The following is a 25,928-nucleotide window of genomic DNA, read 5'->3' as shown; positions in this document are numbered from 1 at the left end:
ATTGGGATCAGGCCAACTACCTGATGGCCACCGACATCGAGCCGATGCAGTCCAGTCTCAGCGAGCAGTTGGTCCAGCAGGTGGAGAAAACCCGCGCCGAGGTGGAGCTGATTTCGGCGCAGATGACTGGAGCCGGGAGGGTCATCAACCAGACACTGCTGTTGGCTACCGGCAGCTCCATTGCGCTGGGCATGCTGGTTGCCTGGGGGTTTAGTCGTCGGCTGACCCGTGACATCGCCTGCTTGGTAACCCGGGCGGGGCAGGTTGCGGATGGTCGGCTGGCGGCCGAGCCTTTGCCGATAAGGGGTCAGGATGAGCTGGGTGGATTGACCGGCTCCATCAACCGGATGTCTGCCCAGTTACGTGATCTGGTCGGCGAGTTGCAGGGCGCAGTGGGACAGGTCGAGGTGGCCTGTCTCGATGTGGGCAGCACCACCAGAGCCATAGTGGCGGATCTGACGGAGCAGGATCAGCGGGTTGATGCGGTGGCGGCGGCTATCGATCAGATGTCGGTGAGTGCTCGTGATGTGGCTGGCAACATTGCCGGTGTGGCGGATGGTGCCCATCAGGTGAAGCAGCAGACCCGTCAGGGAGAGGCCGCGCTGGCACGAATGAGCGATACCATGCAGCAGATTGCCACCATGATTGGGCAGGCCAACGAAGCCATGGGGCTGCTGGAGCATCAGAGTGAACAGGTGGGGCAGATCACCGAGGTGATCGCCACCATTGCGGAGCAGACCAATCTGCTGGCACTCAATGCGGCGATAGAAGCGGCACGGGCAGGCGAGCAGGGGCGCGGTTTTGCGGTGGTGGCCGACGAGGTGCGTCAGCTGGCGACCCGCACCCATCAATCAACCGCCGAGATCAGCCAGACTATTGCAGCCATCTCCCGGCAGACTCGTCAGACGGTGAGTACCGTCAGCAGCGGTACCCGGTTGGTGGAGCAGGGGCGGGATGCAGTCGGATTGGTGACCGATGCCCTGAGTGCCATGAACCAGCTGGTACAGTCGCTGTCGGGCCAGCTGGAGGCCATTTCGGTGGCAACCGAGCAGCAGTCGCAGGTGGCCGCAGAGGTATCCGGGACGGTCGACGACATTGCCGCGCTCAGTCGGCAATCCTGTCAGCGTAGTCGGCAGGGGGAGCAGATCGTAGCCAGACTGGCTGGCGATACCGGCAAGCTGAAGGCTGTCATCGCCCGCTTTGATCTTGATGCGTGAGATGGCGGGATCATCCCGCCATTGCTATTGCCATTCACCGAGCCGTCTGGCCCGTGGGTTTAGTCCAGCCGTCTGAAGGTGTGGTTGTCGAAGCTGCTGGTGGTCTCGCGATTGAGCAGGCTGACCAGCAAAATAGCCCGTTTATCTCCATCTGGTTCCATATAGATGGCTTCAAAGCCAGCCAATGGTCCCTCTTCAATCCGCACCTTGTCACCCGAGCAGGGCAGGCTGGCGTAGCAGGCTCTCGCCTCATCGCTGTCATCGCGGCTCATCAGCTGATAGACCAGCTTGCTGCTGATGGGGGTCCATTCACTGCCAAAGTGGATGATCCGGCTGATGCCACGGGTCGACTTCAGGGTGATCGGTGTCACCTCTTCCAGATCGACAAAGATAAACAGGTAGTTGGGGAACATGGGTTCCCGTACCGGAACTCGCTTGCCCCGGCGCAGCTTCTCGATCTCCACCATGGGGTAATAGGATTCGATGCCCTGGGCATCGAGGTGGGCGCGGGCGCGGGCCTCTTCCTTTGGTTTGCAGTAGGCCAGATACCATTTTTTCATATGATGAGTATGTTCGTGTTGCCGTGCTCGCGCATATGATAGCGGCGTCAATAAAAAAGGCCACGCATTGCGTGGCCTTTTTTGCCAAGTGAGCAATTACCAACCTTTGACCAGACCACCTTTGAACAGCTCCACCCCTTTCTTGTAGACATCATCGGTCTGGAAAGCCTGTACGAACTGTTTGACCTTCTCGTCGTCCTTGTTGTTGTCGCGGGCGACGATCAGGTTGACGTAGGGGGACTCTTTGTCTTCAACAAACAGGCCGTTTTCGGTCGGGGTCAGACCAATCTGACCGGCGAAGGTGTTGTTGATGATGGCCAAGTCCACATCTTCCAGCGAGCGCGGCAGCTGGGCTGCTTCCAGCTCGACAATCTTGAAATTGCGCGGGTTGCTGGCGATATCCAGCACGGTGGCTTCCAGACCAGCGCCATCCTTCAGGGTGATCAGACCCTGTTTTGCCAGCAGGATCAGGGAGCGGCCCAGGTTGGTCGGATCGTTCGGTACCGCGATCTGGGCGCCATCTTGCAGCTCGCTCAGCGCCTTGATCTTTTTGGAGTAACCGGCGATCGGGTAGACGAAGGTGTTGCCAACCGGCACCAGCTTGAAGCCGCGATCACGCACCTGTGCATCCAGATAAGGCTTGTGCTGGAAGGCGTTGACGTCGATGCTGCCATCGTTCAGCGCCACGTTCGGGGTGACATAGTCGGAGAAGTTGACCACCTCGACTGTCAGACCGTATTTCTCTTTGGCGACCTTGGCCGCCACTTCAACCAGTTCGGTCTCGGGGCCAGCAATGGCGCCCACTTTCAGAACCTTGCTCTCTTCTTTTTGACCGCAACCGGCCAGAACCAGACCAGCCAGCAGGGCAGCCGCAACGGATTTGATGCCAAATTTCATAAAACCTCCTGTCAGAAATCGACGATTAACGATGATCACATTTGTTGACCAGGCGCTCACCCGCGCTCTGGATAAGTTGAACCAGTACTACCAGGATAACTACGGTTACCAGCATGACGGTCGGGTCAAAGCGCTGATAACCATAACGAATACCCACATCCCCCAGACCACCGCCACCGATAGCCCCGGCCATGGCCGAGTAGTTCACCAGCGTGACGAGGGTAATGGTGACGCTGTTGAGGATGCCGGGCAGAGCCTCGGGCAGCAGCACCTTGGTGATGATTTGCAGCGGCTTGGCGCCCATCGCCTTGGCCGCTTCCAGCAGGCCGTCCGGCACTTCCATCAGGGCCCCTTCCACCAGACGGGCGATGAAAGGGATACAACCGACAGTCAACGGCACGATGGCGGCGATGGTGCCGATACTGGTGCCGACAATCAGCCGGGTCAGCGGAATAATCGCGACCAGCAGGATGATAAAGGGCACCGAGCGACCCACGTTGACCACCATGCCCAGAGTACGGTTGAGCAAGGGGTTGGCCAGGATCTGGCCCGCCTTGGTCACATGCAGTGCCACGCCGAGCGGCAGACCCAGCAGGCAGCCGAACAGAGCGGAGGCAAACACCATGATCAGGGTGTCGCCCAGGGCCGTGATGAGCAGATTAATCATGGCTTCGGACATAACCCATTACCTCCAGCTGAATGTGGTTGTCGATGAGAAACTGCTGGGTCGCCTCGCACTGGGCTTCATCCCCGAACAGCTCGGCCAGCAGGAAACCGAATTTGACGCCTCCGGCGTATTCGATGTCTGCGCTCAGAATGCTGATGTCGATATTGAAACGGCGGCTCGCCTCGGAGATTAGCGGCGTATCGACCGTGCTGCCGGTAAAGCCAAGCTTCACAAGCGGGTAGCTACCCGGCACCCGCTCCGCACTCATCCGATCCTGATACTCCTGCGGTACCTCCAGATGGATGGTGGAGTGGATGAAGTCACGCGCCAGCTGGGTCTTGGCGTTGCTGAAGAACCAGGCCACTTCGCCCTGCTCGATCAGGCGACCATCGCTGATGATGGCCACTTCGTCACAGATCCCTTTCACTACATCCATCTCGTGGGTAATGAGCAGGATGGTGAGCCCCAGCTTGACGTTGATCTCCTTGAGCAGGGTCAGGATCGAGCGGGTGGTCTGCGGATCGAGTGCCGAGGTGGCCTCGTCACAGAGGAGCACTTTGGGTGCTGGGGCCAATGCGCGGGCAATGGCGACGCGCTGTTTCTGACCGCCGGAAAGCTCGGACGGATAGGCCTGGGCACGGGCTTCCAGCCCTACCAGCGCCAGCAGCTCGGCAACCCGTTGCTGGATCTTCTCTTTGCTCCAGCCTGCCAGCTCCAGCGGAAAGGCGATGTTGGCAAACACGGTGCGGGAGGCAAGCAGGTTGAAGTGCTGGAAAATCATCCCGATCTGGCGGCGAGCCTGGGTCAGATCCCGTTCGCTCAGGGCGACCAGATCCTGGCCATCGACAATCACCTGGCCCTCTGTCGGGCGCTCCAGCAGGTTGACACAACGAATGAGGGTACTCTTGCCGGCACCTGAGGCACCGATCACCCCGAAAATTTTGCCTTGGGGTACATGCAGACTCACATCACGCAGGGCGTGCACGGCGTCACTGCCTGTACCGTAGACTTTGTTGAGACCGATCAACTTAATCATGGATTCTTCCGTGCTAACAGCCTTACAGCACAGGGCGCTACAGGCGAGAAAATTGGGCAGAGGTTCCACTGGGTTACTCTGTCATCATGGAGGATGATGCTAAGATGTCCGGATGGCTGTGTCAATGCATGTTTTTACGTCTAGACGTCTAAAAAAGTGATAAGGATTTCTGTCAGGCGGATAACGATCAGGATGGTATTGTTGCTCTGCCAGATCCTGTTTTGTTTCTGCGGTACATGGCCGAATTAAAGATGCTTTATTTCGGGTAAGTGCTGGTTTTATTAGTGTGTCAGCCCGTTTCTGTTCACATCTGCTGTCGAGCTTAATGCTCCTCCATCGTTACACAAATTGCTGCACAAATCGTTCCCTATTCGTGACCGGAGCACCTGATCGCCACTTTGTCGGCGTCAACCTTGATGCAGCGCAAGGGGGGCACGGATAGGGATTGGGTCGGTGGCGCCGTTTTTTTATACTAATGACGTTGACAAGCATGGAGGGCAGTGCGATGAGATTCCAACAGATCAAAGAGTTGCTGCACTATCTTGAGCAGGTACATCACCAGCTCGGACTCTGTTACGGACGCTTGACCAGTCAGGTGGACAGCGAACGTAGCAGGATGTTGCTGGTCTATCTGCAAGGGCGTGAGGATGCGGCCAGTGCCCATCTGCACGAATATGCCGCTCAGCTGGGAGAGGCGGTCAGGGAGACCTGGCTGAATCAGAGTTTCAGCGAGGATATGTTGTCTGCCATCACCCGCTTCGAGCTGCCGGCATCAGTCCAGACCCAGGATATCGTTACTCAGGTATGCCGCTGGGAAGAGCAACTGGTGGGCGAGCTGAGCCATCTGGCCCGGGAGTGCCCGACACCGGCCACCACCGCTTTGCTCGAGAATCTGGCCGGGCTGGAGCAGACCCGCCTGACCCGACTGGTGCACGGGGTGCATCGACTCGACGACATGTAACGGGTGATAAGCGCCAAACACGCAAGATGACGGCCAAACAAAAGGGCCCGGCAGCAGTGCCGGGCCCTTCCCATTGGATATCTGCTGATTTGCAGTGAGCCTGCGTCAGCCCTGCTGCTCGGCCGCGTAGAGGGCGGCCCCGATAATGCCCGCCTGATTGAGGCTGGCCGCCGGAATCAGCGGCGCTCGGGTCTCGATGCGATCGACAAACTTCTCCAGCTTGGCTGCGCTGCCCCCCCCCAGAATGAAGAGGTCGGGGGAGAAGAGAAACTCGAGGCGCGCCAGATACTTGTTGAAGCGCTTGCCCCAGCGGTTCCAGGAGAGATCTTCCCGCTTGCGCACCGCATCGGAGCAGTAGTGCTCGGCGACCATTCCTTCCAGCATCAGATGGCCCAACTCGGTGTTGGGTAGCAGATGGCCGTTAACGAAGACTGCTGTGCCGATGCCGGTGCCGACCGTGATGAGGATGATGACCCCCTTGCGATCTTTACCGGCGCCAAAGCGCATCTCGGCCAGACCGGCGGCATCGGCATCGTTCAGCACATAGCAGGGTTTGCCGGTGACATCGGCAAACAGGTAGGCTGCATCGGTTTCAACCCAGCTTTTGTCGATGTTGGCAGCACTCTTGGCAACCCCGTTGTGGATGATGGCAGGAAAGCCGCAGCCCACCGGCCCCTTCCAGTCGAAGTGCTCTACCAGCGCCTTGAGGGTATGGGCGATGGCGGCCGGGGTGGCCGGTTGTGGCGTGGCAATGCGGTGGCGCTCGCCAATCAATTCGCCTGTTTTGGTATCGACCAGACAGCCCTTGATCCCCGAGCCTCCAATATCCACTCCCAACATATGCATCTGTGTTGTCCTTGTTGTGTGCCGACCAGTTTGCAGTGACCACGCTGTTATGGGCACTGCAGGTCGGCAGAGCATGAAAAAAGTGCTGCAATCCGGCAAGGGGCAGATCACTTATGCGTGATCCGACAGACCTTTTTCGATGCAGCGGATCAACAAACGGGTCTTCTTGTTCTCTTCATCCTGACGCCGGGCAAGGGTAGCCAGCGCCCATTCGATATGTTCGGCCACCATGGGCTCGGCGGTGGTCAGCCCCAGTTGTAGGGCGGCGATTACCTCGGGGGGCGCCGGGCCATTGCCAAGGGCGACTGCCAGATTGCGGCGCCAGCGTTGATAGCCGATGCGGCGGATTGGGCTCCCCTCGGTCTGTTTGAGAAAGTCGCTCTCGCTCCAGCGCCACAGCGCCAGCAGGGGCGGGCGATGCAGGGCGGGGCGCGGGCTGAAGTCGGGCTCCGGGCTGGCATCGGCGTAGCGATTCCAGGGGCAGATAAGCTGGCAGTCGTCGCAGCCGTAGATGCGGTTGCCCATCAGGGGGCGAAACTCTTCCGGAATAGGGCCGTCGTTCTCGATGGTGAGATAGGAGATGCAGCGGCGGCCATCCACCACATAGGGGGCGACAATGGCGCCGGTGGGGCAGATGTTGATGCAGGCGACGCACTTGCCGCACAGCTCCTTCTCCACTGGCTGGTCGAGCGGCAGCGGCAGGTTGAGCAACAGCTCACCGAGAAAGAAGAAGGATCCGGCCGATTCGTTGAGCAGCAGTGAGTGTTTGCCAACCCAGCCGAGGCCCGCCTTGGCCGCCAGCGGCCGCTCGAGGATGGGGGCGGAGTCGACGAAGGGGCGCCACTCACCCAAGGTCTCTTCAGTGCCTTGAAACAGCTCGGCGCAGCGCGCTTCGATGCGATCACCCAGCTGTTTGAGCCGGTTGCGCAGCACCTTGTGGTAGTCACGGCCGAGGGCATAGCGGCTGATATAGCCGAGGGTCGGATCGCGCAGGGTCGCGGCGAAGCCCGCCTCGAACGGCAGGTAGTTCATCCGCACCGACAACACCCGCACCGTGCCCGGCAGCAGCTCGTGGGGGCGCGCGCGCATCATGCCGTGGCGCGCCATGTAATCCATGCTGCCGTGATAGCCCGCATCCAGCCAGGCCTGCAATCTCGGCTCTTCGATACGCAGATCGGTGTCGGTGATACCCGCCTGGTCAAATCCTAGCTCCCGTGACCAGAGCTTGATATCGTGGGCCAGTTGGTGGAAGTCAGGTGCGCTCATGTGGCTTGGCCTGGCCGGCGTTTGCTGGCGTGGGTCGATTGATAAGAGGCGGGAGCCGTCATGGTAGAGATCATCAGGGGCGCGTTAGGCACAAAAGAGGGGGGCAGTTTACCACAGGGGCTGTGGCAGACTGAACAGATCCGCGCACTGGAGCGCAACTGGGCCGCGCGTGAGGGGCAACCTCTCTATGCCCTGATGGAGCGAGCCGGTGCCGCGCTGCGCACCTATGCCACCCTGCATTGGCCCGACAGTCGCTGCTGGTGGATTTTCGTCGGCCCTGGTAATAACGGCGGTGATGGCTATGTGCTGGCCCGCCTTGCCCGCCAGATTGGCATCGAGGTGGTGGTGATTGCCGCCAGAGCACCCGACCAGCTGAAGGGGGATGCCAGACGGGCCGCCGATGAGTGGCTGGCGGCCGGTGGTCGGGTCTGGCTGGCCGAGCAGTTTGATGGGGACCAGCACTCCGCCCCGGATCTGGTGGTCGATGCCCTGTTTGGCACCGGCGTCAACACGCCCCTCTCGCCACTACTGACAAAGATCGTCTCAACAATCAATGGCTTGGCTGTGCCCGTGCTGGCGGTGGATCTCCCCTCCGGCCTCAACGGTGATACCGGCCGTGCCATGGGGGCCGTGGTGCAGGCCACTCGCACCCTCACCTTTATCGGTATCAAGCAGGGGATGCTCACCGGCGACGGGGTGGATTGCGTCGGCCAGCTCGACTGTGATCCCCTTGGCGTGACGCCTGATGACACTATGCTGCCCGCAGTCTGGCGTATCGATTATCCGCTGCTCTGCACGCAGCTGACCCCGCGCCAGCGCGCTTCCCACAAGGGCTCTTATGGCAAGGTACTGCTGGTGGGGGGCAATCGCGGCATGCAGGGGGCCATCGTGCTGGCTGCCCGCGCCTGCCTGCGGGCGGGGGCCGGGCTGGTGCGGGTATGTCAGCATCCGGAACATCCGCCGGTTAGCCTCTATCAACCCGAACTGATGAGTCTCACTACCGCAGATGACGAGGGGTGGGCGTCGGTGCGGGTCATTGGCCCCGGGCTCGGTCAGGATGAATGGGGAAGAGCGCAAATCGCTCGTAATCTCACCGATCGGCTGCCACTGGTTTTGGACGCCGATGGATTGAATTGGCTGGCACAATCTCCCCGCCATCAGGATAATTGGGTGCTCACGCCCCATCCCGGCGAAGCAGCGCGCCTGTTGGGATGCTCCATTGTCGACATTGAAACCGACCGGTTTGCTGCCGTGCAGGCGCTGCAGCGGCGCTATGGCGGTGTGGTGTTGTTAAAAGGGGCGGGAACACTTATTTATGACGGCGAGCGGGTCGCTCTTTGTTGTGAAGGCAATCCCGGCATGGCAAGTGGCGGCATGGGCGATCTGTTATCTGGTATAATTGCCGCCCTTTTGGCCCAGGGCTGGTCTGCCACCATGGCAAGCTGGCTGGGCGCCGTGATCCACGGCGAGGCCGCAGATCAGGCCGCCGCCGACGGCGAGCGGGGCATGCTGGCGTCAGATCTGCTGCCGCTGATCCGCAAACTGGTTAATCCCGACACCATTACAAGTTAAAAAGAAGAACATGGCAAAACAGTTGATGATGACACTGCCGGACGAGGCAGCAACCGTGGCACTGGGTGGCCGTCTGGCACAGGCTTGCCAGCAGGCGACCACAGTGTTTTTGCATGGCACGCTTGGCGCCGGTAAAACCACCCTGACCCGCGGCTGGGTGCAGGGCCTTGGCCATCAGGGCAAGGTAAAAAGCCCGACTTACACCTTGGTCGAACCCTATGAGCTCGATGGCTGGCAGGTCTACCATTTCGATCTCTATCGCCTGGCTGATCCGGAAGAGCTGGAATTCATGGGCATTCGGGACTATTTTGCCGCCAACACTCTCTGTCTGGTGGAGTGGTCCGAGAAGGGCGAGGGCTGGTTACCGGCTCCCGACCTTGAAATTACCCTCACTTATGTAGGCGAGCAGCGCGAGGTTCTGATAGAGGCCCGCACTGCTATTGGCGAAGCCATTCTGGAACGGTTGTCATCTACGTGCGCTTGATCCTTGTTATTGCTCTCTCTTTGATGGCGTTACCCTCCTGGGCGAATCAGCTCAAGAGCGTACGAATCTGGCCATCACCGGATAACACCCGGGTGGTGCTCGACATGAGCAGCGCCCCCAACTTCAACTACTTCACCCTCACCGGCCCGGATCGGCTGGTGATCGATCTGAAAGGGGCTAGCAATGCCGCCAATCTTGCCCGGATCGAGAACAACAGCGAACTGGTGCGCAAGATCCGCCAGAGCACTCCGCTTGAGAAGGGGGGGCTGCGGTTGGTGATGGATCTCAGCTCCGCCATCAAGCCGGTGGTCTTTCCGTTGGCACCAGCCGGGCCTTATGGCCACCGTCTGGTCATCGATCTCCCTTATGAAGAGAAGCGCTCGGCGGCTGCGGTGCAAGCCATACCCGTTGGTGGCAAGGGGCGCGGGGTGGTGATTGCCATCGACCCGGGCCACGGCGGGGAAGACCCGGGCTCCATCGGCCCGCGCCGTACCTACGAGAAGCGGGTGACGCTGGCGGTCTCCCAGAAGCTGGCGGCACTGATCGACCGCGAGCCGGGGATGCGCGCCGTGATGACCCGTCGTGGCGATTACTTCGTCGACCTCAACAAGCGCTCCGAGATTGCCCGTAAGGCCAAGGCGGATCTGCTGGTATCTGTGCATGCGGACAGCTTCCACAACTCCACGCCCCGTGGTGCCTCGGTCTGGGTCTTGTCGACCAACCGTGCCAACCGCGAGATGGGTAGCTGGCTGGAGAAGCAGGAGAAACAGGGCGAGCTGCTGGGCGGTGTCGGCAAGGTGTTGGCGGAATCCGATCCCAACCCCTATCTGGCGCAGACCTTCCTCGACCTCTCCATGGACAAGTCCCGTGCCGAAGGGTATGACGTCAGCCGCCAGATCCTGCGCTCCATGGGCAAGGTTGCCCGACTGCACAAGAAGGCGCCGGAGCACGCCAGTCTGGCGGTGCTGAAAGCGCCGGATATTCCCTCTGTGCTGGTAGAGACCGGATTTATCTCCAACCATGCGGAAGAGAAGCTGCTGGCCACCGCCAGCTATCAGGATCAGCTGGCCCGCGCCATCTTCGAGGGGATCCGCAACTACTACCGCGCCCACCCGACCAAGGGGGCCATGCTGACCGGCAAGGGGCAGGTGAGCCAACCTGCCGCTACTCGCCCTGCACCGGTAGCCCGGCAGCCGGTGAGCCAGCCCAGGCAGGCACAGTCGCAGCTGGTAGTGACCAACAAGATGCCCGCTACTGCCCGCGACGGCGGTGCTGGGAGCGGCTCCGGAGTCGGGGTGATCAAGCCTTACTCGGCGGCAGCGCAAGAGAGCGGTGCGCCGGTCAGCAGTGTGGGGGACTATGACAAATCGCGGATGCTCCGCCATGTGGTCAAACGGGGTGAGAGCCTCTCCCGCCTTGCCGAGAAGCATGGAGTGAGTCAGTCCACTCTGGTGGAGATCAACCAGCTGCGCAGCCGGGATATTCAGATTGGTCAGACTATCTATATCCCCCAGCAGGGGCAGAGCCGCGCTGCCGCCCCCGTTCGCAGTGACGACAAGTCGCAGATGATCCGCCATGTGGTCAAGCGGGGGGAGAGTCTCTCCCGCCTTGCCGAGAAACATGGAGTGAGTCAGGCTCGGCTGGTGGAGATCAACAAGCTCAAGTCGCGGGATATTCAGGTAGGGCAGGTGCTCTACATTCCGCAAAACTGACGCGCGGGAGCGGGTGATGCCGTTCCCGCTGTTAGCGAATACCATCAGCAAGATTGAAATTCAGGAGTCAGCGATGCCGATCCGTATATTGCCCCCGATTCTGGCCAACCAGATTCCGGTTGGTGGAGAGGTGGTGGATCGGCCCTCCTGGAGCCTTAAGAGACTGACCATCCGCAAGATAGAAATTCAGGAGTAAATGATGCCGATCCGTATTTTGCCACCCATTCTGGCCAACCAGATTGCAGCCGGAGAGGTGGTGGAGCGGCCCTCTTCTGTGGTGAAAGAGCTGGTGGAGAACAGCCTGGATGCGGGTGCCGACAGGGTCGAGATCGACATCGACAAGGGGGGCGCCAAGCTGATCCGCATCCGTGACAACGGCTGTGGCGTCGCCAAGGACGAGCTGGTGCTGGCGCTGTCGCGTCATGCGACCTCCAAGGTGGCCACGCTGGACGATCTGGAAGGGATCAACAGCCTCGGTTTTCGCGGTGAAGCGCTCGCCTCCATCAGCGCGGTCTCCCGTCTCACCTTCACCTCCCGTACCGCCGAGCAGTCCGAAGCCTGGCAAGCTCAGGCCGAAGGGCGCGAGATGAGCGTTACCATCAAGCCGGCGGCCCATCCGGTGGGCACCACGGTGGAGGTGGTGGATCTCTTCTTCAATACCCCGGCGCGGCGCAAGTTCATGCGCAGCGAAAAGACCGAGTTTGCCCATATCGACGAGCTGGTGCGCCGTATCGCGCTCTCCCGCTTCGATGCCACCCTGATCCTGCGCCACAACGGCAAGGTGGTGCGCCAGTACAAGGCTGCCAATACCGTGCCGGAGCAGGAGCGTCGCCTCGCCGCCGTTTGCGGCACCCCCTTCATGCACCATGCGCTGGCGGTGGAGAGCGAACACAGTGATGTGCGTTTGTGGGGCTGGTTGGCGACCCCCGAGGGCGCCAGACCGCAGAACGATCTGCAATACACCTATGTCAATGGCCGGATGATGCGCGACAAGCTCATCAACCACGCCATTCGTCAGGCCTATGACGAGCTGCTGCCTCCCGATCGCTTCGCCGCTTATGTGCTCTATATCGAGCTGGATCCCCGTCAGGTGGACGTCAACGTTCACCCTGCCAAGCACGAGGTGCGCTTCCATCAGGCGCGGCTGATCCACGACTTTATCTTTCAGGCACTCTTTACCGCCTTGCGCCGCGAAGGGGTGAGCGCCGTTCATCAGGACGCGCCGCTGGCCGAGACGCTGGTCGAGTTGCCGGTCAGCCCGCAGATTGAATATCCCGGTCAGGCGCCACGCCCTGAGTGGTACGGTGCCGAGCACAGCTACCGGGCACCTGCACAGGTGCGGGAGGGGGGCGGTGGTGCAGGTCGGGCCAGTAATTATCAAGCGCCCGAGCCGCCGAGCCGGGAGGCGATGCGTGGCATGGTCGCTCTGCTCACTACGCTGCCTATCGCAACTGCGGCTGAGGCTGCTCCCGCACAGTCCACCGACACAGTGCCGTCACCCAAACAGGGGGGATGTCGCGCCCTGGCACTGGTGGAGCAGGCCTACCTGTTGATCGAGCGGGATAATCAGCTGGCGCTGCTTTCGCTGGTACGCGCCGAGCGTGTGCTGCTACGCCACTGGCTGCTGGAGACCTGGGGTCAGGGACTGGCGGCCCAGCCGCTGTTGCTGCCGGTCTCCTTCAAGCTGCCGAAGAATTTGATCGCGCTGGTGACCGAGCAGGAACGTTTGCTGAAACGGATGGGGCTGGAGTTGAAAAGCGGCGGGCGCGACACCATGATCCTGACTCGGGTGCCTGCTCTGCTGCGTCAGACCGATCTGGTGCGTCTGTTACCCGAATTGCTGCAAATTATCGAGGGCGGATCTGACAGTGATGCTGGCCAGCAGGCTGAAGTATTATGCCAATGGCTGGTGGAGCAGGGGATAAGCCGCGAAAAAATATACGATTTTTCAACTGCCAGTCGTCTACTGACGGAACTTGTGGCCGCTCACGCTGACCAACTGACAGATATTCGCATGGTACGCCTGCTTTCATTGGCGACCGTGCTGGAGGAGTTTGAACATGGCGAGTGACTTGCCGACCGCAATTTTTCTGATGGGGCCGACGGCCTCCGGCAAGACGGATCTCGCCATTGAACTGTGTCAGGTGTTGCCCTGCGACATCATCAGCGTCGATTCGGCGCTGATCTATCGCGGCATGGATATCGGCACGGCCAAGCCGACCGCCGATGAGCTGGCACGGGCCCCGCACCGGCTGATCGACATTCTCGATCCCGCTATGAGCTATTCGGCAGCCGATTTTTGCAAGGATGCCCTGCGGGAGATGAAAGAGATCGCCGACCGCGGTCGCATTCCGCTGCTGGTGGGCGGCACCATGCTCTATTTCAAGGCGCTGCTGGAGGGATTGTCGCCATTGCCCTCCGCCGATCCCGCCATTCGTGCCGGGATTGAGGAAGAGGCTGCCCGCCTCGGTTGGCAGGCGCTGCACGATGAGCTGGTGCGTATCGACCCGGTCGCCGGGGCTCGTATTCATCCCAATGACCCGCAGCGGCTCAGCCGGGCGCTGGAGGTTTACCGCATCAGCGGCAAGACCCTTACCGAGTTGACGCAAGTGCAGGGGGAGGGCTTGCCCTATCGGGTGCAGCAGTTTGCCATCGCCCCGAGCGATCGCGCCGTGCTGCATCAGCGTATCGAACAGCGCTTTGACAAGATGCTGCAAGGCGGTTTTGAACAGGAGGTTCGTGCGCTGATGGCGCGCGGCGATCTGCATCCGGATCTCCCCTCCATTCGCTGTGTGGGTTATCGCCAAATGTGGGACTACCTGTGCGGTGAAGTGGGGTATGATGAGATGCGTTATCGTGGCATTGTTGCCACACGCCAATTGGCAAAACGACAGATGACCTGGTTGCGCGGCTGGTCCGATGTGACCTGGTTGGAATCTGGTGAGTCTGGCAATCTCGACCGCGTGCTTGCTCGCGCTGGTGCGGCTTGACACTCCCTGTATAATCAGGTTGTTATATTGATATTCGGTGTTTAAAAACAACAAACTATAAGGAAAAGAAAAATGGCTAAGGGGCAATCTCTCCAAGACCCGTTTTTGAATGCGCTGCGCCGTGAGCGGATTCCTGTTTCTATCTATTTGGTGAACGGCATCAAACTGCAAGGTCAGATCGAGTCTTTTGACCAGTTTGTTATCCTGCTGAAAAACACCGTGAGCCAGATGGTTTACAAGCACGCCATCTCGACTGTCGTACCGGCCCGTGCCGTCAATCATCACCAGCCCACTCCGGGTGGCGCGGCTGATGAACAGGGTGATGCCGAGGCGTGATATCCCTGGGCGAGTCGATTCGCCAACTCAGATTCATCATGATTCCTGTTAAGGAGCAAGCGCTTGTTTGACCGTTATGAAGCTGGCGAACAGGCCGTTCTGGTGCATGTCAACTTCAGTGATGAGGGTGAGCGGGAGGATCTGGAAGAGCTCAAGATGTTGGTGAGCTCGGCCGGAGTCAATGCGCTGGGAGTAATTACCACCAGTCGCAGTGCGCCCAGTGCCAAATTTTTTGTCGGCAGTGGCAAGGCTGAAGAGATCGCGTCCCAAGTCCAGATGCTGGATGCCGACGTCGTCATCTTCAACCATGCCCTGACCCCTGCCCAGGAGCGCAACCTGGAGCGTCTGTTCCAGTGCCGGGTGGTGGACCGAACCGGCCTGATCCTCGATATCTTTGCCCAGCGCGCCCGTACCCACGAAGGTAAACTGCAGGTCGAACTGGCCCAGTTGCGTCATCTTTCCACTCGTCTGGTGCGAGGCTGGACCCACCTTGAGCGTCAAAAGGGCGGGATCGGTCTGCGTGGCCCGGGTGAAACCCAGCTTGAAACTGACCGGCGTCTGCTGCGGGAACGCATCAAGGCGATTTTGCGTCGGCTCGACAAGGTGGCCAAGCAGCGGGAGCAGGGACGCCGTGCCCGCAACCGCAACGAAGTGCCGACGGTGTCACTGGTTGGTTACACCAACGCAGGAAAGTCCACTTTGTTCAACCAACTTACAGCTGCCAGCGTGTATGCTGCCGACCAATTGTTCGCAACTCTGGATCCCACCCTGCGTAAACTGGTGATCCGGGATGTGGGTGATGTGATTTTGGCGGATACAGTTGGATTTATTCGACACTTGCCCCATGATCTGGTCGCGGCCTTCAAGGCGACCCTGCAGGAGACCCGTGAAGCGGATCTGCTGCTGCATGTGGTGGACTGTGTCGATGAGCAGATGCAGGAGAATATCGACTCCGTGCAGCAGGTATTAGCCGAGATTGAAGCCGATGACAGGCCCCAGCTGATGATCTGCAACAAGATCGACAAGCTGGCGGATCGTACGGCAGGTCTGGAGCGAGATGACGAGGGGCGCCCGTTGCGTGTCTGGCTGTCGGCCCAGACTGGTGAAGGGTGTGAATATCTGTTTCAGGCCCTGACCGAGCTGCTAGCCGGCGCCATGGTGCATCACACCCTGCAGTTGCCGCCTTCTGCCGCGAGATTGCGCAGTGCGCTCTATCAGTTGAAAGGGATTGAGCAAGAAGGTTTTAGCGAGGAGGGGGATTTTGTGCTGGAAGTCCGCTTGCAAGTGGCCGACTGGAACCGCCTCGTGAAACAGGAAGGTGAGAGTTTACAACGCTTTATCAGACATTGATTCGTCGGTGAATGCTGACAGGCTTCATCAACGATGAGGGTTCGATAGAGATGATATCCATCCGCAAGTATTAATGGAGACGCTGATGGCTTGGAATGAGCCTGGTAACAACGGCAAAGACCGTGACCCCTGGGGGAATAACGGCAAGAATCAGGGACCCCCTGATCTGGATGAAATGCTGCGCAAAGTGAGTCGCCGTTTCGGTGGCTTGTTTGGTGGCGGCAAATCTGGCGGCGATGTAGGTCGCTTTGGTATCTCCATCGCGCTGGTTGTGGCTGTGGTGGTGTGGGTCGTCAGCGGCTTCTACACCATTCGCGAAGCGGAGCGTGGGGTAGTGCTGCGTTTTGGGGAGTATTCCCATAATGTGGACCCGGGCTTGCGCTGGAAGCCGACCTTTATCGATGAGGTGATCCCGGTGGATGTCGAGTCCGTGCGTTCCCTGCCTGCCTCCGGTTTCATGCTGACTCAAGATGAGAACGTGGTACGGGTCGAGATGGACGTGCAGTACCGCGTGGTCAATCCCGAGCAGTATCTGTTCAGCGTGACCAAGGCCGACGAGAGTCTGAGTCAGGCCACTGATAGCGCCCTGCGCTATGTGGTGGGCCACACCAAGATGGACGATGTGCTGACGACTGGTCGTGAGAAGGTGCGTCAGGAGACCTGGCAGGTGATCGATGGCATCATCGAGCCCTACCAGATGGGTCTGCAGATCGTTGATGTCAACTTCCTGCCAGCGCGTCCGCCGGAAGAGGTGAAAGACGCCTTTGATGACGCCATCGCCGCCCAGGAAGATGAGCAGCGTTTCATTCGTGAAGCGGAAGCCTATGCCCGTGAAGTGGAGCCCAAGGCCCGTGGCCAGGTGAAACGTCTGGAGCAGGAAGCCGAAGCGTACAAATCTCAGATCGTGCTGAAGGCGCAGGGTGAGGTTGCTCGCTTCAACGAGCTGTTGCCCCAGTATCAGGCCGCCCCCGAGCTGACCCGTGAGCGTATCTATCTGGAAACGATGGAAGAGCTCTATCAGCAAGCCAACAAGGTGGTGGTCGACATGCCGGCTGGCAACAACAGTATGATCTACCTGCCCCTCGACAAACTCTCTGGCAAAGCAAACGCAGTACAGCCAGCGTTGCCGGCCAGTGCTCCGGTGGCTGAAGCGACCCCTGCGTCCAACGAAGGTGCCAATTCTACACCGACTCCACTGCGTGGCGGTGACCGTTTCAGCTCAGGGAGAAACTGATAGATGAAAAAATTAGCTATTGGTGCAATCGCTGTTGCGGCTATGGTCTGTTTTTCTTCTGTCTTCATAGTGAATGAAGGGCAGAAGGGGATTGTGGTGCAGTTTGGCAAGGTGAAACGGGTTGACTCCGGTGAGCCGCGTCTTTACGAGCCGGGTCTGCACTTCAAGGTGCCGCTCATCGACCAGGTTCGCAAGATGGATGCTCGTATCCAGACGCTGGAAGGCCAGGCTGATCGCTTTGTTACGTCCGAGAAGAAGGACCTGATCATCGACTCCTACGTGAAGTGGAAGATCGAGGACTTCTCCAAGTACTACCTGGCAACTGGTGGTGGCAACAAGTTGCAGGCCGAGGACCTGCTCAAGCGCAAGATCAACAACGGTCTGCGTTCCGAGATCGGTAACCGCACCATCAAGGATATCGTTTCCGGTGAGCGCAGTACCGTGATGGAAGATGCGTTGATGAAGATGGCGCGCTCTTCCGAGCTCGGTATCAAGGTTGTCGATGTGCGGATCAAGCAGATCAACCTGCCGGTGGAGGTCTCCAGCTCCATCTATCAACGGATGCGAGCCGAGCGGACCGCAGTTGCCCGTGAGCACCGCTCTCAGGGTCGTGAGCAGGCCGAGATCCTGCGTGCCGATATCGACCGCAAAGTGACCGTCATGATCGCCGATGCCGAGAGTAATGCTCGCCAACTGCGTGGTGAGGGGGATGCGGAAGCCGCCAAGATTTATGCCGACAGCTACAAGAAAGACCCCGAGTTTTTCAGCTTCGTGCGTAGCATGGAGGCTTATCGCAAGAGCTTCGCTGGTGGCAACGACCTGATGGTGTTGAAGCCGGACAGCGAGTTCTTCCGTTACCTCAAGTCTCCTCACGCCACCAAGCAGTAATCGCCACGAGGTCATATTCAAAGGGTCTGCATTGGTCAGGCCCTTTTGTTTTTGGTGCCAATACCCACCTTCGACCGAGGGCTGGTTGCATTGAAGGAGATAGGATGTTGACATCCATGCTGATGGGGTTGGGATTGCTGTTGTTGTTCGAGGGGCTCGGCCCGCTGTTGATGCCCAGGGCATGGCAGCAGATGTTGCGGCTGCTGAGCGATCAGCCACCGGAGCAGTTGCGCCGTATCGGCGGCTCGCTAGTGGTGGCGGGTAGCGTGATCCTCTGGATGCTGAGTCGCTGAGTCTGGCGCAATGCACTGTCCAGCAGATTGCAGACAATAAAAAAGAGGCCGAAGGCCTCTTTTTTCATGCATGTCGTTTACTCAGGTATTGCGCTGCACGGCCATGTGGGCCAGTGTTTCCAGCGCGTGCTTGTGCGGGGAGTCAGGCAGTATGGCGAGGGCGGCAATGGCCTTGTCGGCCTCTTCCCTGGCACGCATGCGGGAGTACTCCAGTGCGCCGGTACGATCGAGAATGCCGAGGATCTGCTCAAGATGCTCCATGCCGTTACGGTGCAGGATGGCATCGCGCACCAGCTGGCGCTCTTGTGGCGTACCCATTTCCATGGCGCGCAGCAGCGGCAGGGTTGGTTTGCCTTCGGCCAGATCGTCACCGACGTTCTTGCCCATCTCTTCGCTCTGGGAGCAGTAGTCCATCACGTCATCGATGATCTGGAAGGCGGTGCCCAGATACATACCGTAGTCGGTCATGGCTTGTTCGACCGGCTCAGGCTGATGGGTCAGCACGGCGGCGAGTCGGGTGGCGGCCTCGAACAGCTTGGCGGTCTTGCAGTAGATGACCGTCATGTAGCTCTCTTCGGTGGTGTCCGGATCGTTGCAGTTCATCAGCTGCAACACTTCTCCTTCGGCGATGGTGTTGGTGGCATCCGAGAGGATCTCCATCACCCGCAGGTTGGAGAGCTCACTCATCATCTGGAAGGAGCGGCTATAGAGGTAGTCACCGACCAGCACGCTGGCGGCATTGCCAAACATGGCGTTGGCGGTCTCCCTGCCACGGCGCAGGTCGGATTCGTCGACCACGTCGTCATGCAGCAGGGTAGAGGTGTGAATGAATTCGATGATGGCGGCCAGTTTCAGGTGATCCTCACCATCATAGCCCAAGGCGCGAGCGGCCATCACGGTCAGCATGGGGCGCATCCGCTTGCCGCCGGCGCTGACAATATAGAAACCCAGCTGATTGATCAGACTAACGTCGGACTGGAGTCGGGCCAGGATCAATTCATTGACCGCCGTCATGTCGGCGGCACAGAGCGCACGGATAGTCTGTTGGTCCATAAGTCTCGTAACGTGACAGCAGCAATAACTGCGATTTTTAACAATGGTGGGGATTCTACACGATTTCACAATGGGTTACAGTTAAGCGTTTATCCACGGCGGCAGATATGCGCACAAAATAAACTTTTTGCTAAATTGGCCTTGCCTGAGCAGATCGATTTGCGTAGAATGCCCGCCCATTGTTATAGGTTTTTGCGCATGTCTGGCCTTGAGCAAAAGACATGCCTTTACGGAGTTAATCAAATGTACGCGGTATTCCAAAGCGGCGGAAAACAACACCGTGTGGCCGAAGGTCAAATCGTTCGTCTGGAAAAGCTGAACGTTGAGACTGGCGCTACCATCGACTTCAACGAAGTTCTGATGGTCGCTGCAGGCGACACTTTTAAAGTAGGTGCTCCTTTCGTTGAAGGTGGCAAGGTTGTAGCTGAAGTTGTGGCTCACGGCCGTGGCGAGAAAGTGACTATCGTCAAGTTCCGTCGTCGTAAGCACCACCGTAAGCAAGCGGGCCACCGTCAGTGGTTCACTGAAGTCAAAATCACTGGCATCAGCGCTTAATTAGAGGAGTCCGATAGATGGCACACAAAAAAGCTGGCGGTTCATCCCGCAACGGTCGCGATTCTGAAGCCAAACGCCTGGGCGTGAAGCGTTTCGGTGGCGAAACAGTTCTGGCTGGCAGCATCATCGTTCGTCAGCGCGGTACCAAGTTCCACGCTGGTGAGAACGTTGGTCTGGGCAAGGACCACACCCTGTTCGCTACCGCGAACGGTAAGGTGCAGTTCGAAGTTAAAGGTCCGCTGAATCGTAAGTACGTTAGCATCGTTGCTGAGTAATTACGGACCGCAAGGATCCGAAGCCCCGCCAACAGGCGGGGCTTTTGTTTTTCTGACGTCTTTCTGATGTCGTTGACGAAAAAACGGAACGCAGCTGACATTGGCCCTGACAGGCATGATTGGCAAGATGCGTATCGCCCGCAGGGGTCTGTACCACTATAATTGCGTATCGGTTTTTCGAATTAAGGTGACGGTTACCTATGAAGTTTGTTGATGAAGTCCAGATTCGAGTCGATGCCGGTGACGGTGGTAACGGTTGTGTAAGCTTTCGCCGTGAAAAATATATTCCCAACGGGGGTCCGGACGGCGGTGACGGTGGTGACGGTGGCGACGTGTATCTGGTTGCCGATGAGAACCTCAACACCCTGATCGACTACCGTTTTGAGCGCTTCCATGCTGCCGAACGTGGCGAGAATGGTCAGAGCGCCAACTGTACTGGTCGTCGCGGCAAGGATAAGATCCTGCGTGTGCCGGTTGGTACCCGTGCGACCGATGACGATACCGGTGAACTGCTGGGAGACCTGACCCACCACGATCAGAAGCTGCTGGTTGCCAAAGGTGGTTTCCACGGTCTGGGCAACACCCGTTTCAAGAGCTCCGTCAACCGTGCTCCCCGTCAGAAGAGCAATGGTACTCCGGGTGAAGTGCGTACCCTGAAACTGGAGTTGCTGCTGCTGGCCGATGTCGGCATGCTGGGCCTGCCCAACGCCGGTAAGTCTACCTTTATTCGCGCCGTTTCTGCGGCTCGTCCAAAAGTAGCCGATTATCCCTTTACTACCCTGGTGCCAAACCTGGGTGTGGTGCGTGGTGAAAACTCCCGTTCTTTCGTGATCGCCGATATCCCGGGTCTGATCGAAGGCGCTGCCGAAGGCGCAGGCCTGGGTATCCGCTTCCTGAAACACCTCGAGCGTTGCCGCGTGCTGATCCACCTGGTGGATATCTGCCCGGTTGATGGCTCTGATCCTGCTGAAAATGCCGTGACCATCGTCAAGGAGCTGGAGAAGTACAGTCCGGAACTGGCTGGCAAGCCGCGCTGGTTGGTGTTCAACAAGATGGATCTGATCCTGGAAGAAGAAGCCCAGGAGGTGATGGATCGCGTCAAGGCAGCCCTGAACCACGAAGGTCCGGTCTATGCCATCACTGCCATTAGCAAGGAAGGTACCAAGAAGGTCTGCTACGACATTCTGGATCTGCTGGATACCATGCCCCGTCAGCTGGCGGAAGATGCCAAAGACGCCATCGAGAAGGTGGAGTTCAAGTGGGACGACTACCATAAGAACCAGCTGGCCAAGGCTGAAGCGGAAGCACTGGCTGCCTCTCTTGCCTTCGATGAAGGGCTTGATGATGACGATTGGGATGACGACGAAGATGATGGCGTTGAAGTCATCTACGTCCGTGACTGATCCCCGTCACTCTCATTGAAAACCGGAGCCTGAACAGGCTCCGGTTTTTTTATATCTATCGAGCAGCAACTCATTAGGTCTGTTTGTGATGCCACTTATTGCCTGCCACTGATAAGCGATTATACCGCTCACCAAGAGCGGCAACATTGAAACAGTTATCTGGCGATGTCGATTGAATCGATATGCGCACTTCTATCTGATTGTTTTGATAGATTATTTGGTGTTGGAAATATTTATGCGCAGATTTCTATTTTTGGGGCTTGTTTGTGCATTTTTTTAGAGTATTCTTTCGCCCGTTTTTGCCGGTTAATGCATGAATACGCAGGTTGGCCGGGCTGGGGGAAAGTAACATTAGGGCAGTCATATCATGTTGGAAAAGAGTCTCGAAGCACCTGCGGTCAATACTCGCCGTAACTTGTTGATGTTTTTGGTTCCGTCACTTATCGGGATCCTGTTGTTCATGACGCCGGTCGTCTATGACGGTAACGTCACCATCCCGGTGGCCGTGCTGGCCAAGCTGGTACAGCGCGTTTTTGCCGATTATCTGGTCGCCATGGTCAGTGCGGTGATCACCACCACCATGCTGATGACGGTGATTGCCTGGTTGTTCAAGCCAGCAATTCTGGTGCGTCGTCCTTTCCTCAACAGCTTGTTCAATGTCTCCCCTTTCTGGGCCTGCGTGCGGGTATTGGGCGGTATCTTCGTTCTGCTGACTTTCTTCCAGGTGGGGCCTGAGGTGCTTTATTCAGGTGCAACCGGTGGACTGGTGCTCAACGATCTGCTGCCGGTGCTGTTTTCGGTCTTCATTTTTGCCGGCCTGCTGCTGCCATTGCTGCTCGATTTCGGACTGCTGGAATTTGTCGGCACCATGATGACCCGCATCATGCGTCCAGTGTTCCGGTTGCCGGGTCGTTCTGCTGTGGACTGCTTTGCCTCCTGGCTCGGCGATGGCAGCGTCGGCATCCTGCTGACTAGCAAGCAGTACGAAGGGAAGTTCTATACCCAACGTGAAGCCGCGGTGATTGGCACCACCTTCTCTGCGGTCTCTATTACCTTCTGTCTGGTGGTTATCTCCCAGGTGAAGCTGGAGCACATGTTCGTTCCCTTCTACCTGACCGTCTGTCTGGCGGGTGTGGTCGCCGCCATCGTGGTGCCGCGTCTGCCGCCGCTCTGCTGGAAGAAGGACATCTATGCCGATGGCACCCCCCTGTGCCGCAAGCAGGAAGCCGTGCCACACCAGCACAGCGTGATGAGCTATGGTTTTGAGCGTGCGCTGACCAAGGCTGACAGCATGACTGATCTCGGCGCTGTCGCGCGGGAAGGGGTGAAGAATGCGCTGGATATGGTATTTGGCGTGTTGCCGGTGGTGATGGCGATCGGTACCTGTGCCCTGATGCTGGCCGAGCACACCCCGATCTTCAACTGGCTGGGGGCCCCGTTTGTTCCCTTGCTGGAGCTGCTGCAACTGCCGGAGGCGGAAGCGGCTTCCAAGACCATCATGGTAGGCTTCGCCGACATGTTCATTCCGGCGGTGCTGGCTTCCACCATAGAGAGCGACATCACCCGCTTCGTGATTGCCGCCATGTCGGTGACCCAGCTGATCTATATGTCGGAAGTGGGCGCCCTGCTGCTGGGCAGCAAGATCCCGGTCAAGCTGTGGGAGCTGTTCGTTATCTTCCTGCTGCGCACCCTGATCACCCTGCCGGTGATCACCGGGGTGGCACACCTGCTGTTCTGATCCCGCCGTTGTCGTGAAGAAAGGCTATCCCGCTTGCGGGGTGGCCTTTTTACATTAGGCGAGCATCGGGTCGCCCGTTATGCCAGTTGGGATGAATATGTTCCGTTCGAACATCTCATGGTAGAGTGCACCTCTGTTAGCAAATTGTGACGCAGCGGAGTGTATTTATGTCTGCCATCCCCTATTCCGTGCTCGATCTGGTGCCTGTTGCCGAAGGTTCCGTGCCTGCCGAGTCGTTTCGCCGTTCGCGGGATCTTGCCCGCCATGCCGAGGGTTGGGGTTACCAGCGCTACTGGCTGGCCGAACATCACAACATGCCGGGCATTGCCAGTGCCGCCACCTCAGTGTTGATCGGCCATCTGGCCGAGGCCACCACCACTCTGCGGATCGGCGCGGGTGGCATCATGTTGCCGAACCACTCGCCGCTGGTGATTGCCGAACAGTTTGGCACTTTGGCTTCGCTCTATCCGGAGCGCATCGATCTCGGCCTTGGTCGCGCCCCCGGGACCGATCAGCGCACCATGCGGGCGCTGCGGCGAATGCGCAGCGGCGAGGTGGATGATTTTCCGGCCGATGTGCGCGAGCTGATGAGCTACTTTGGCGACGAGATCGGCGCGGTGCAGGCGGTGCCCGGCCAGGGGCTGCATCTGCCCATCTGGCTGCTGGGCTCCAGCCTCTACAGCGCGCAACTGGCGGCGGCGATGGGCTTGCCGTTCGGGTTTGCCTCCCATTTCGCGCCCGCCATGTTGCTGCAGGCGCTGGAGATCTACCGTATCCAGTATCGTCCCTCTGCTCGCTGGCCCAAGCCCCATGCGGTGGTCTGCATCAACATGATCGCCGCTGACAGCGAGCGGGAGGCCCGCTTCCAGTTCACTACCGTGCAGCAGCAGTTCTTGCGCCTCCATCGCGGTGATGCGGGCAAGCTGCCCGCGCCGGTCGTTCAGCTTGGTGACGAGTGGGCACCCCGTGAGTTGATGGCGATGGAGCAGACCTTGGCCCGCTCGCTAGTGGGCAACCCGGAGCAGGTTCGTCATGGCCTCAAGGCGCTGCTGGCGGAAACCCGCGCCGATGAACTGATGTTCAATGGCCCCATCGTCGATCATCAGGCCCGACTGCGCTCCTTTGAAATTGCCGCCGAGCTGATGCAGAGCCTGTAAGCCATGACGAACCCTACTGTCGCGGTGGATGGGCCGTATTGGAATCCCATGGTACCGGAGCTGTCGGTTACCGATCTGGCTCGATCTCTGGTTTTCTATACCGGTTTGTTGGGCTTCTCGGTCCGCTATCGGCGCGATGACCCTCCTTTTGCTTATCTTGAGCAGCAACAGGTACAGCTGATGCTGGAGCAGGTACATCCGGCGGGTTGGCAGGTCGGTGCGCTGGAGCCACCGTTCGGTCGGGGGATCAATCTGCAGATGGAGCTGACCGAGATCCAGCCGCTACTCGACCGCTTGCAGGCCGCCGAGATTGCACTTTTCCGGCAGCCCACTGAGGTCTGGTATCCAGTGGGCGAGATGCTGGCCGGGCAGCGCGAATTTTTGCTGCAGGATCCCGATGGTTATCTGTTACGGTTTGTGCAATATCTGGGGGAACGAGCGGCTGACTGACAAGATTATAATCTTAACCATCTGATTTTAAAGGACTGTCAGATGTCTGTCGGCCATCTGTCGTGTCACCTTTCGCGGCGCAAGCCCTATGCTGGCCCTGTCAATTACCACAAGGAGTTCGAGATGATCGTCAGGAAGTTGAGATTGCAACGGGGTTGGTCTCAGGATCAGTTGGCAACGTTGACTGGTTTGAGTGTCCGCACTATCCAGCGGATCGAGCAGGGGCAGCAACCCGGACTGGAATCTCTCAAGGCCCTGGCCGCCGTCTTTGAACTCGATGTGGCTCAACTGGATGGATCAGAGCAACAGGAGCGCGAGATGCGAGGGAGTGGCACGATGGATAAAAATGTATTGCAAGTATCGATGGAAGAGCAGGCCGCTATGAAGTATGTGGAGGCGCTCAAAGGTTTCTATTACCATGCTGTTAGTTATTTTTTAGTGATGTGCGGGTTATTCGTTATTAACTACCTGAGCAATCCGGAATATATCTGGGTCTGGTGGCCTGCGCTGGGGTGGGGGTTAGGATTGGCATCTCATGGTATCAGTGTGTACCAACCCTTCAAGCTATTTGGTCCTGAGTGGGAGCGTCGCCAGATCGAGAAGCGGTTGGGGCGCAAGCTGTAATCTCAGAACGATCACACCTATGCCCATATTTATATTGCAGCATCATAGCTAACATCCCTGAATATGGAGACATCCATGAACTGGGAAGTTTATTTTAAAATGGGCCGCTACCAAGTAGTTTTAGATTGTAGCGACTTGATTTCGTGAACAAAAATCATACATAACCATTGTTATTAGATTGCATAATCTATATTTTTATCAAGGATGGTAATATGCTCATTTTAAATGTTGTAACCGAGACTCCTCTATGGGTCTGGATTTTGTTTTTCTTTCTCGTTGGTATCGGGATAAATGCATTGCGTGATAGAGAAATTAGTATTAGAGGATTATTCATCATGCCACTGTTTTTTCTCTTGTGGGGTGG

General features: G+C 58.4%; 27 protein-coding genes. 20 read left to right on the top strand and 7 right to left on the bottom strand.

Annotated features, from left to right (window positions below):
* Positions 1 to 1,217, top strand: a 1,217-nt coding sequence (locus ACRAUW_RS08470; protein ID WP_431361924.1) for a methyl-accepting chemotaxis protein, incomplete at its 5' end; no start/stop codon positions are given.
* Positions 1,218 to 1,276: 59 nt separating this feature from the next.
* Here the strand turns inward: ACRAUW_RS08470 and rfaH are convergent.
* The 4 genes from rfaH to metN form a co-directional block, all read right to left on the bottom strand.
* Positions 1,277 to 1,777, bottom strand: coding sequence for a transcription/translation regulatory transformer protein RfaH (gene rfaH / locus ACRAUW_RS08465; RefSeq protein WP_431361923.1), 501 nt, complete (start codon positions 1,775 to 1,777; stop codon positions 1,277 to 1,279).
* A 96-nt stretch (positions 1,778 to 1,873) separates the two neighbouring features.
* Positions 1,874 to 2,674 carry a methionine ABC transporter substrate-binding lipoprotein MetQ gene (metQ, locus tag ACRAUW_RS08460; RefSeq protein ID WP_431361922.1) on the bottom strand — a complete coding sequence of 267 codons (801 nt, stop codon included), beginning with the start codon at positions 2,672 to 2,674 and terminating at the stop codon, positions 1,874 to 1,876.
* A 25-nt stretch (positions 2,675 to 2,699) separates the two neighbouring features.
* Entirely contained in the window at positions 2,700 to 3,353 is a 654-nt protein-coding gene (locus ACRAUW_RS08455) for a methionine ABC transporter permease (RefSeq protein ID WP_005339070.1), read from the bottom strand.
* The gene (gene metN / locus ACRAUW_RS08450; RefSeq protein ID WP_005341087.1) at positions 3,334 to 4,377 is read right to left on the bottom strand and encodes a methionine ABC transporter ATP-binding protein MetN; all 1,044 of its coding nucleotides are present in this window, start codon (positions 4,375 to 4,377) and stop codon (positions 3,334 to 3,336) included. Before metN ends, ACRAUW_RS08455 begins: the two co-directional genes overlap by 20 nt.
* Before the next feature lie 505 nt (positions 4,378 to 4,882).
* On the opposite strand from metN, the gene ACRAUW_RS08445 reads away from it, so the two are divergent.
* Positions 4,883 to 5,338, top strand: a complete 456-nt coding sequence (locus ACRAUW_RS08445) for a hypothetical protein (RefSeq protein WP_236319309.1) — start codon at positions 4,883 to 4,885, stop codon at positions 5,336 to 5,338.
* Positions 5,339 to 5,443: 105 nt separating this feature from the next.
* Here ACRAUW_RS08445 and ppgK read toward each other — a convergent pair whose 3' ends face one another.
* On the bottom strand, positions 5,444 to 6,184 hold the full coding sequence (gene ppgK, locus ACRAUW_RS08440) for a polyphosphate--glucose phosphotransferase (RefSeq protein WP_431361921.1): 741 nt from the start codon (positions 6,182 to 6,184) through the stop codon (positions 5,444 to 5,446).
* A 111-nt stretch (positions 6,185 to 6,295) separates the two neighbouring features.
* A complete protein-coding gene (gene queG, locus ACRAUW_RS08435) occupies positions 6,296 to 7,450 on the bottom strand; it encodes a tRNA epoxyqueuosine(34) reductase QueG (protein WP_431361920.1) in 1,155 nt (384 codons plus the stop codon).
* A gap of 60 nt (positions 7,451 to 7,510) precedes the next feature.
* Between queG and ACRAUW_RS08430 the strand changes: the two genes are divergently transcribed.
* From ACRAUW_RS08430 to ACRAUW_RS08380, 11 genes are all read left to right on the top strand, one after another.
* On the top strand, positions 7,511 to 9,022 hold the full coding sequence (locus ACRAUW_RS08430) for an NAD(P)H-hydrate dehydratase (protein ID WP_431361919.1): 1,512 nt from the start codon (positions 7,511 to 7,513) through the stop codon (positions 9,020 to 9,022).
* A gap of 10 nt (positions 9,023 to 9,032) precedes the next feature.
* Entirely contained in the window at positions 9,033 to 9,506 is a 474-nt protein-coding gene (gene tsaE / locus ACRAUW_RS08425; RefSeq protein WP_005339056.1) for a tRNA (adenosine(37)-N6)-threonylcarbamoyltransferase complex ATPase subunit type 1 TsaE, read from the top strand.
* Positions 9,507 to 9,529: 23 nt separating this feature from the next.
* A complete protein-coding gene (locus ACRAUW_RS08420; protein ID WP_431361918.1) occupies positions 9,530 to 11,218 on the top strand; it encodes an N-acetylmuramoyl-L-alanine amidase in 1,689 nt (562 codons plus the stop codon).
* Between the two features lie 16 nt (positions 11,219 to 11,234).
* Positions 11,235 to 11,414, top strand: a complete 180-nt coding sequence (locus ACRAUW_RS08415) for a hypothetical protein (protein ID WP_431361917.1) — start codon at positions 11,235 to 11,237, stop codon at positions 11,412 to 11,414.
* Positions 11,415 to 11,417: 3 nt separating this feature from the next.
* Positions 11,418 to 13,289 (top strand): DNA mismatch repair endonuclease MutL, encoded by a 1,872-nt coding sequence (gene mutL / locus ACRAUW_RS08410; protein WP_431361916.1) that lies wholly within the window; start codon positions 11,418 to 11,420, stop codon positions 13,287 to 13,289.
* Complete coding sequence (gene miaA / locus ACRAUW_RS08405) at positions 13,279 to 14,208, top strand: tRNA (adenosine(37)-N6)-dimethylallyltransferase MiaA (RefSeq protein ID WP_431361915.1); 930 nt, start codon at positions 13,279 to 13,281, stop codon at positions 14,206 to 14,208. Before mutL ends, miaA begins: the two co-directional genes overlap by 11 nt.
* A gap of 72 nt (positions 14,209 to 14,280) precedes the next feature.
* Positions 14,281 to 14,544, top strand: coding sequence for an RNA chaperone Hfq (gene hfq, locus ACRAUW_RS08400; RefSeq protein ID WP_005339045.1), 264 nt, complete (start codon positions 14,281 to 14,283; stop codon positions 14,542 to 14,544).
* 63 nt (positions 14,545 to 14,607) lie between these two features.
* Entirely contained in the window at positions 14,608 to 15,894 is a 1,287-nt protein-coding gene (hflX, locus tag ACRAUW_RS08395; protein WP_431361914.1) for a ribosome rescue GTPase HflX, read from the top strand.
* An 85-nt stretch (positions 15,895 to 15,979) separates the two neighbouring features.
* Positions 15,980 to 17,128: an FtsH protease activity modulator HflK gene (gene hflK / locus ACRAUW_RS08390; protein WP_431361913.1), complete on the top strand. Its 1,149-nt coding sequence runs from the start codon at positions 15,980 to 15,982 to the stop codon at positions 17,126 to 17,128.
* Between the two features lie 3 nt (positions 17,129 to 17,131).
* A complete protein-coding gene (gene hflC, locus ACRAUW_RS08385) occupies positions 17,132 to 18,016 on the top strand; it encodes a protease modulator HflC (RefSeq protein ID WP_431361912.1) in 885 nt (294 codons plus the stop codon).
* A 104-nt stretch (positions 18,017 to 18,120) separates the two neighbouring features.
* The gene (locus ACRAUW_RS08380; RefSeq protein WP_005339036.1) at positions 18,121 to 18,309 is read left to right on the top strand and encodes a DUF2065 domain-containing protein; all 189 of its coding nucleotides are present in this window, start codon (positions 18,121 to 18,123) and stop codon (positions 18,307 to 18,309) included.
* Positions 18,310 to 18,390: 81 nt separating this feature from the next.
* Here ACRAUW_RS08380 and ispB read toward each other — a convergent pair whose 3' ends face one another.
* Positions 18,391 to 19,362, bottom strand: a complete 972-nt coding sequence (gene ispB, locus ACRAUW_RS08375; RefSeq protein WP_431361911.1) for an octaprenyl diphosphate synthase — start codon at positions 19,360 to 19,362, stop codon at positions 18,391 to 18,393.
* Between the two features lie 243 nt (positions 19,363 to 19,605).
* On the opposite strand from ispB, the gene rplU reads away from it, so the two are divergent.
* The 7 genes from rplU to ACRAUW_RS08340 all read left to right on the top strand — a co-directional run bounded on the left by rplU (position 19,606) and on the right by ACRAUW_RS08340 (position 25,564).
* Complete coding sequence (gene rplU, locus ACRAUW_RS08370) at positions 19,606 to 19,917, top strand: 50S ribosomal protein L21 (RefSeq protein ID WP_005304210.1); 312 nt, start codon at positions 19,606 to 19,608, stop codon at positions 19,915 to 19,917.
* Positions 19,918 to 19,934: 17 nt separating this feature from the next.
* Positions 19,935 to 20,192: a 50S ribosomal protein L27 gene (gene rpmA, locus ACRAUW_RS08365; RefSeq protein WP_005304202.1), complete on the top strand. Its 258-nt coding sequence runs from the start codon at positions 19,935 to 19,937 to the stop codon at positions 20,190 to 20,192.
* 200 nt (positions 20,193 to 20,392) lie between these two features.
* Positions 20,393 to 21,595: an Obg family GTPase CgtA gene (cgtA, locus tag ACRAUW_RS08360; RefSeq protein WP_431361910.1), complete on the top strand. Its 1,203-nt coding sequence runs from the start codon at positions 20,393 to 20,395 to the stop codon at positions 21,593 to 21,595.
* A gap of 367 nt (positions 21,596 to 21,962) precedes the next feature.
* Positions 21,963 to 23,333 carry a YjiH family protein gene (locus tag ACRAUW_RS08355; protein ID WP_431361909.1) on the top strand — a complete coding sequence of 457 codons (1,371 nt, stop codon included), beginning with the start codon at positions 21,963 to 21,965 and terminating at the stop codon, positions 23,331 to 23,333.
* A 167-nt stretch (positions 23,334 to 23,500) separates the two neighbouring features.
* Positions 23,501 to 24,490: a luciferase-like monooxygenase gene (locus ACRAUW_RS08350; RefSeq protein ID WP_431361908.1), complete on the top strand. Its 990-nt coding sequence runs from the start codon at positions 23,501 to 23,503 to the stop codon at positions 24,488 to 24,490.
* Between the two features lie 3 nt (positions 24,491 to 24,493).
* Complete coding sequence (locus ACRAUW_RS08345) at positions 24,494 to 24,940, top strand: bleomycin resistance protein (protein ID WP_429039632.1); 447 nt, start codon at positions 24,494 to 24,496, stop codon at positions 24,938 to 24,940.
* Between the two features lie 123 nt (positions 24,941 to 25,063).
* The gene (locus ACRAUW_RS08340) at positions 25,064 to 25,564 is read left to right on the top strand and encodes a 2TM domain-containing protein (RefSeq protein ID WP_431361925.1); all 501 of its coding nucleotides are present in this window, start codon (positions 25,064 to 25,066) and stop codon (positions 25,562 to 25,564) included.
* Positions 25,565 to 25,928: the final 364 nt, after the last annotated feature.

This window comes from Aeromonas sp. (assembly GCF_050633025.1).
In the GTDB taxonomy this organism is placed as follows: Bacteria; Pseudomonadota; Gammaproteobacteria; order Enterobacterales; family Aeromonadaceae; genus Aeromonas.
The sequence above is the reverse complement of the archived record's forward strand: the minus strand, read 5'-3'. Positions and strand labels throughout refer to the sequence as shown.

Coding starts and splice junctions, on each gene's coding strand:
- ACRAUW_RS08445 (WP_236319309.1), top strand. CDS start 4,883: ATGAGATTCCAACAGATCAAAGAGTTGCTGCACTATCTTGAGCAGGTA.
- ACRAUW_RS08355 (WP_431361909.1), top strand. CDS start 21,963: ATGTTGGAAAAGAGTCTCGAAGCACCTGCGGTCAATACTCGCCGTAAC.
- ACRAUW_RS08340 (WP_431361925.1), top strand. CDS start 25,064: ATGATCGTCAGGAAGTTGAGATTGCAACGGGGTTGGTCTCAGGATCAG.
- metN (WP_005341087.1), bottom strand. CDS start 4,377: ATGATTAAGTTGATCGGTCTCAACAAAGTCTACGGTACAGGCAGTGAC.
- metQ (WP_431361922.1), bottom strand. CDS start 2,674: ATGAAATTTGGCATCAAATCCGTTGCGGCTGCCCTGCTGGCTGGTCTG.
- ACRAUW_RS08455 (WP_005339070.1), bottom strand. CDS start 3,353: ATGTCCGAAGCCATGATTAATCTGCTCATCACGGCCCTGGGCGACACC.
- ppgK (WP_431361921.1), bottom strand. CDS start 6,184: ATGCATATGTTGGGAGTGGATATTGGAGGCTCGGGGATCAAGGGCTGT.
- ACRAUW_RS08380 (WP_005339036.1), top strand. CDS start 18,121: ATGTTGACATCCATGCTGATGGGGTTGGGATTGCTGTTGTTGTTCGAG.
- ACRAUW_RS08415 (WP_431361917.1), top strand. CDS start 11,235: ATGCCGTTCCCGCTGTTAGCGAATACCATCAGCAAGATTGAAATTCAG.
- cgtA (WP_431361910.1), top strand. CDS start 20,393: ATGAAGTTTGTTGATGAAGTCCAGATTCGAGTCGATGCCGGTGACGGT.
- ACRAUW_RS08420 (WP_431361918.1), top strand. CDS start 9,530: ATGGCGTTACCCTCCTGGGCGAATCAGCTCAAGAGCGTACGAATCTGG.
- mutL (WP_431361916.1), top strand. CDS start 11,418: ATGCCGATCCGTATTTTGCCACCCATTCTGGCCAACCAGATTGCAGCC.
- ispB (WP_431361911.1), bottom strand. CDS start 19,362: ATGGACCAACAGACTATCCGTGCGCTCTGTGCCGCCGACATGACGGCG.
- queG (WP_431361920.1), bottom strand. CDS start 7,450: ATGAGCGCACCTGACTTCCACCAACTGGCCCACGATATCAAGCTCTGG.
- hflK (WP_431361913.1), top strand. CDS start 15,980: ATGGCTTGGAATGAGCCTGGTAACAACGGCAAAGACCGTGACCCCTGG.
- rplU (WP_005304210.1), top strand. CDS start 19,606: ATGTACGCGGTATTCCAAAGCGGCGGAAAACAACACCGTGTGGCCGAA.
- tsaE (WP_005339056.1), top strand. CDS start 9,033: ATGGCAAAACAGTTGATGATGACACTGCCGGACGAGGCAGCAACCGTG.
- rpmA (WP_005304202.1), top strand. CDS start 19,935: ATGGCACACAAAAAAGCTGGCGGTTCATCCCGCAACGGTCGCGATTCT.
- miaA (WP_431361915.1), top strand. CDS start 13,279: ATGGCGAGTGACTTGCCGACCGCAATTTTTCTGATGGGGCCGACGGCC.
- ACRAUW_RS08345 (WP_429039632.1), top strand. CDS start 24,494: ATGACGAACCCTACTGTCGCGGTGGATGGGCCGTATTGGAATCCCATG.
- hfq (WP_005339045.1), top strand. CDS start 14,281: ATGGCTAAGGGGCAATCTCTCCAAGACCCGTTTTTGAATGCGCTGCGC.
- rfaH (WP_431361923.1), bottom strand. CDS start 1,777: ATGAAAAAATGGTATCTGGCCTACTGCAAACCAAAGGAAGAGGCCCGC.
- hflC (WP_431361912.1), top strand. CDS start 17,132: ATGAAAAAATTAGCTATTGGTGCAATCGCTGTTGCGGCTATGGTCTGT.
- ACRAUW_RS08350 (WP_431361908.1), top strand. CDS start 23,501: ATGTCTGCCATCCCCTATTCCGTGCTCGATCTGGTGCCTGTTGCCGAA.
- ACRAUW_RS08430 (WP_431361919.1), top strand. CDS start 7,511: ATGGTAGAGATCATCAGGGGCGCGTTAGGCACAAAAGAGGGGGGCAGT.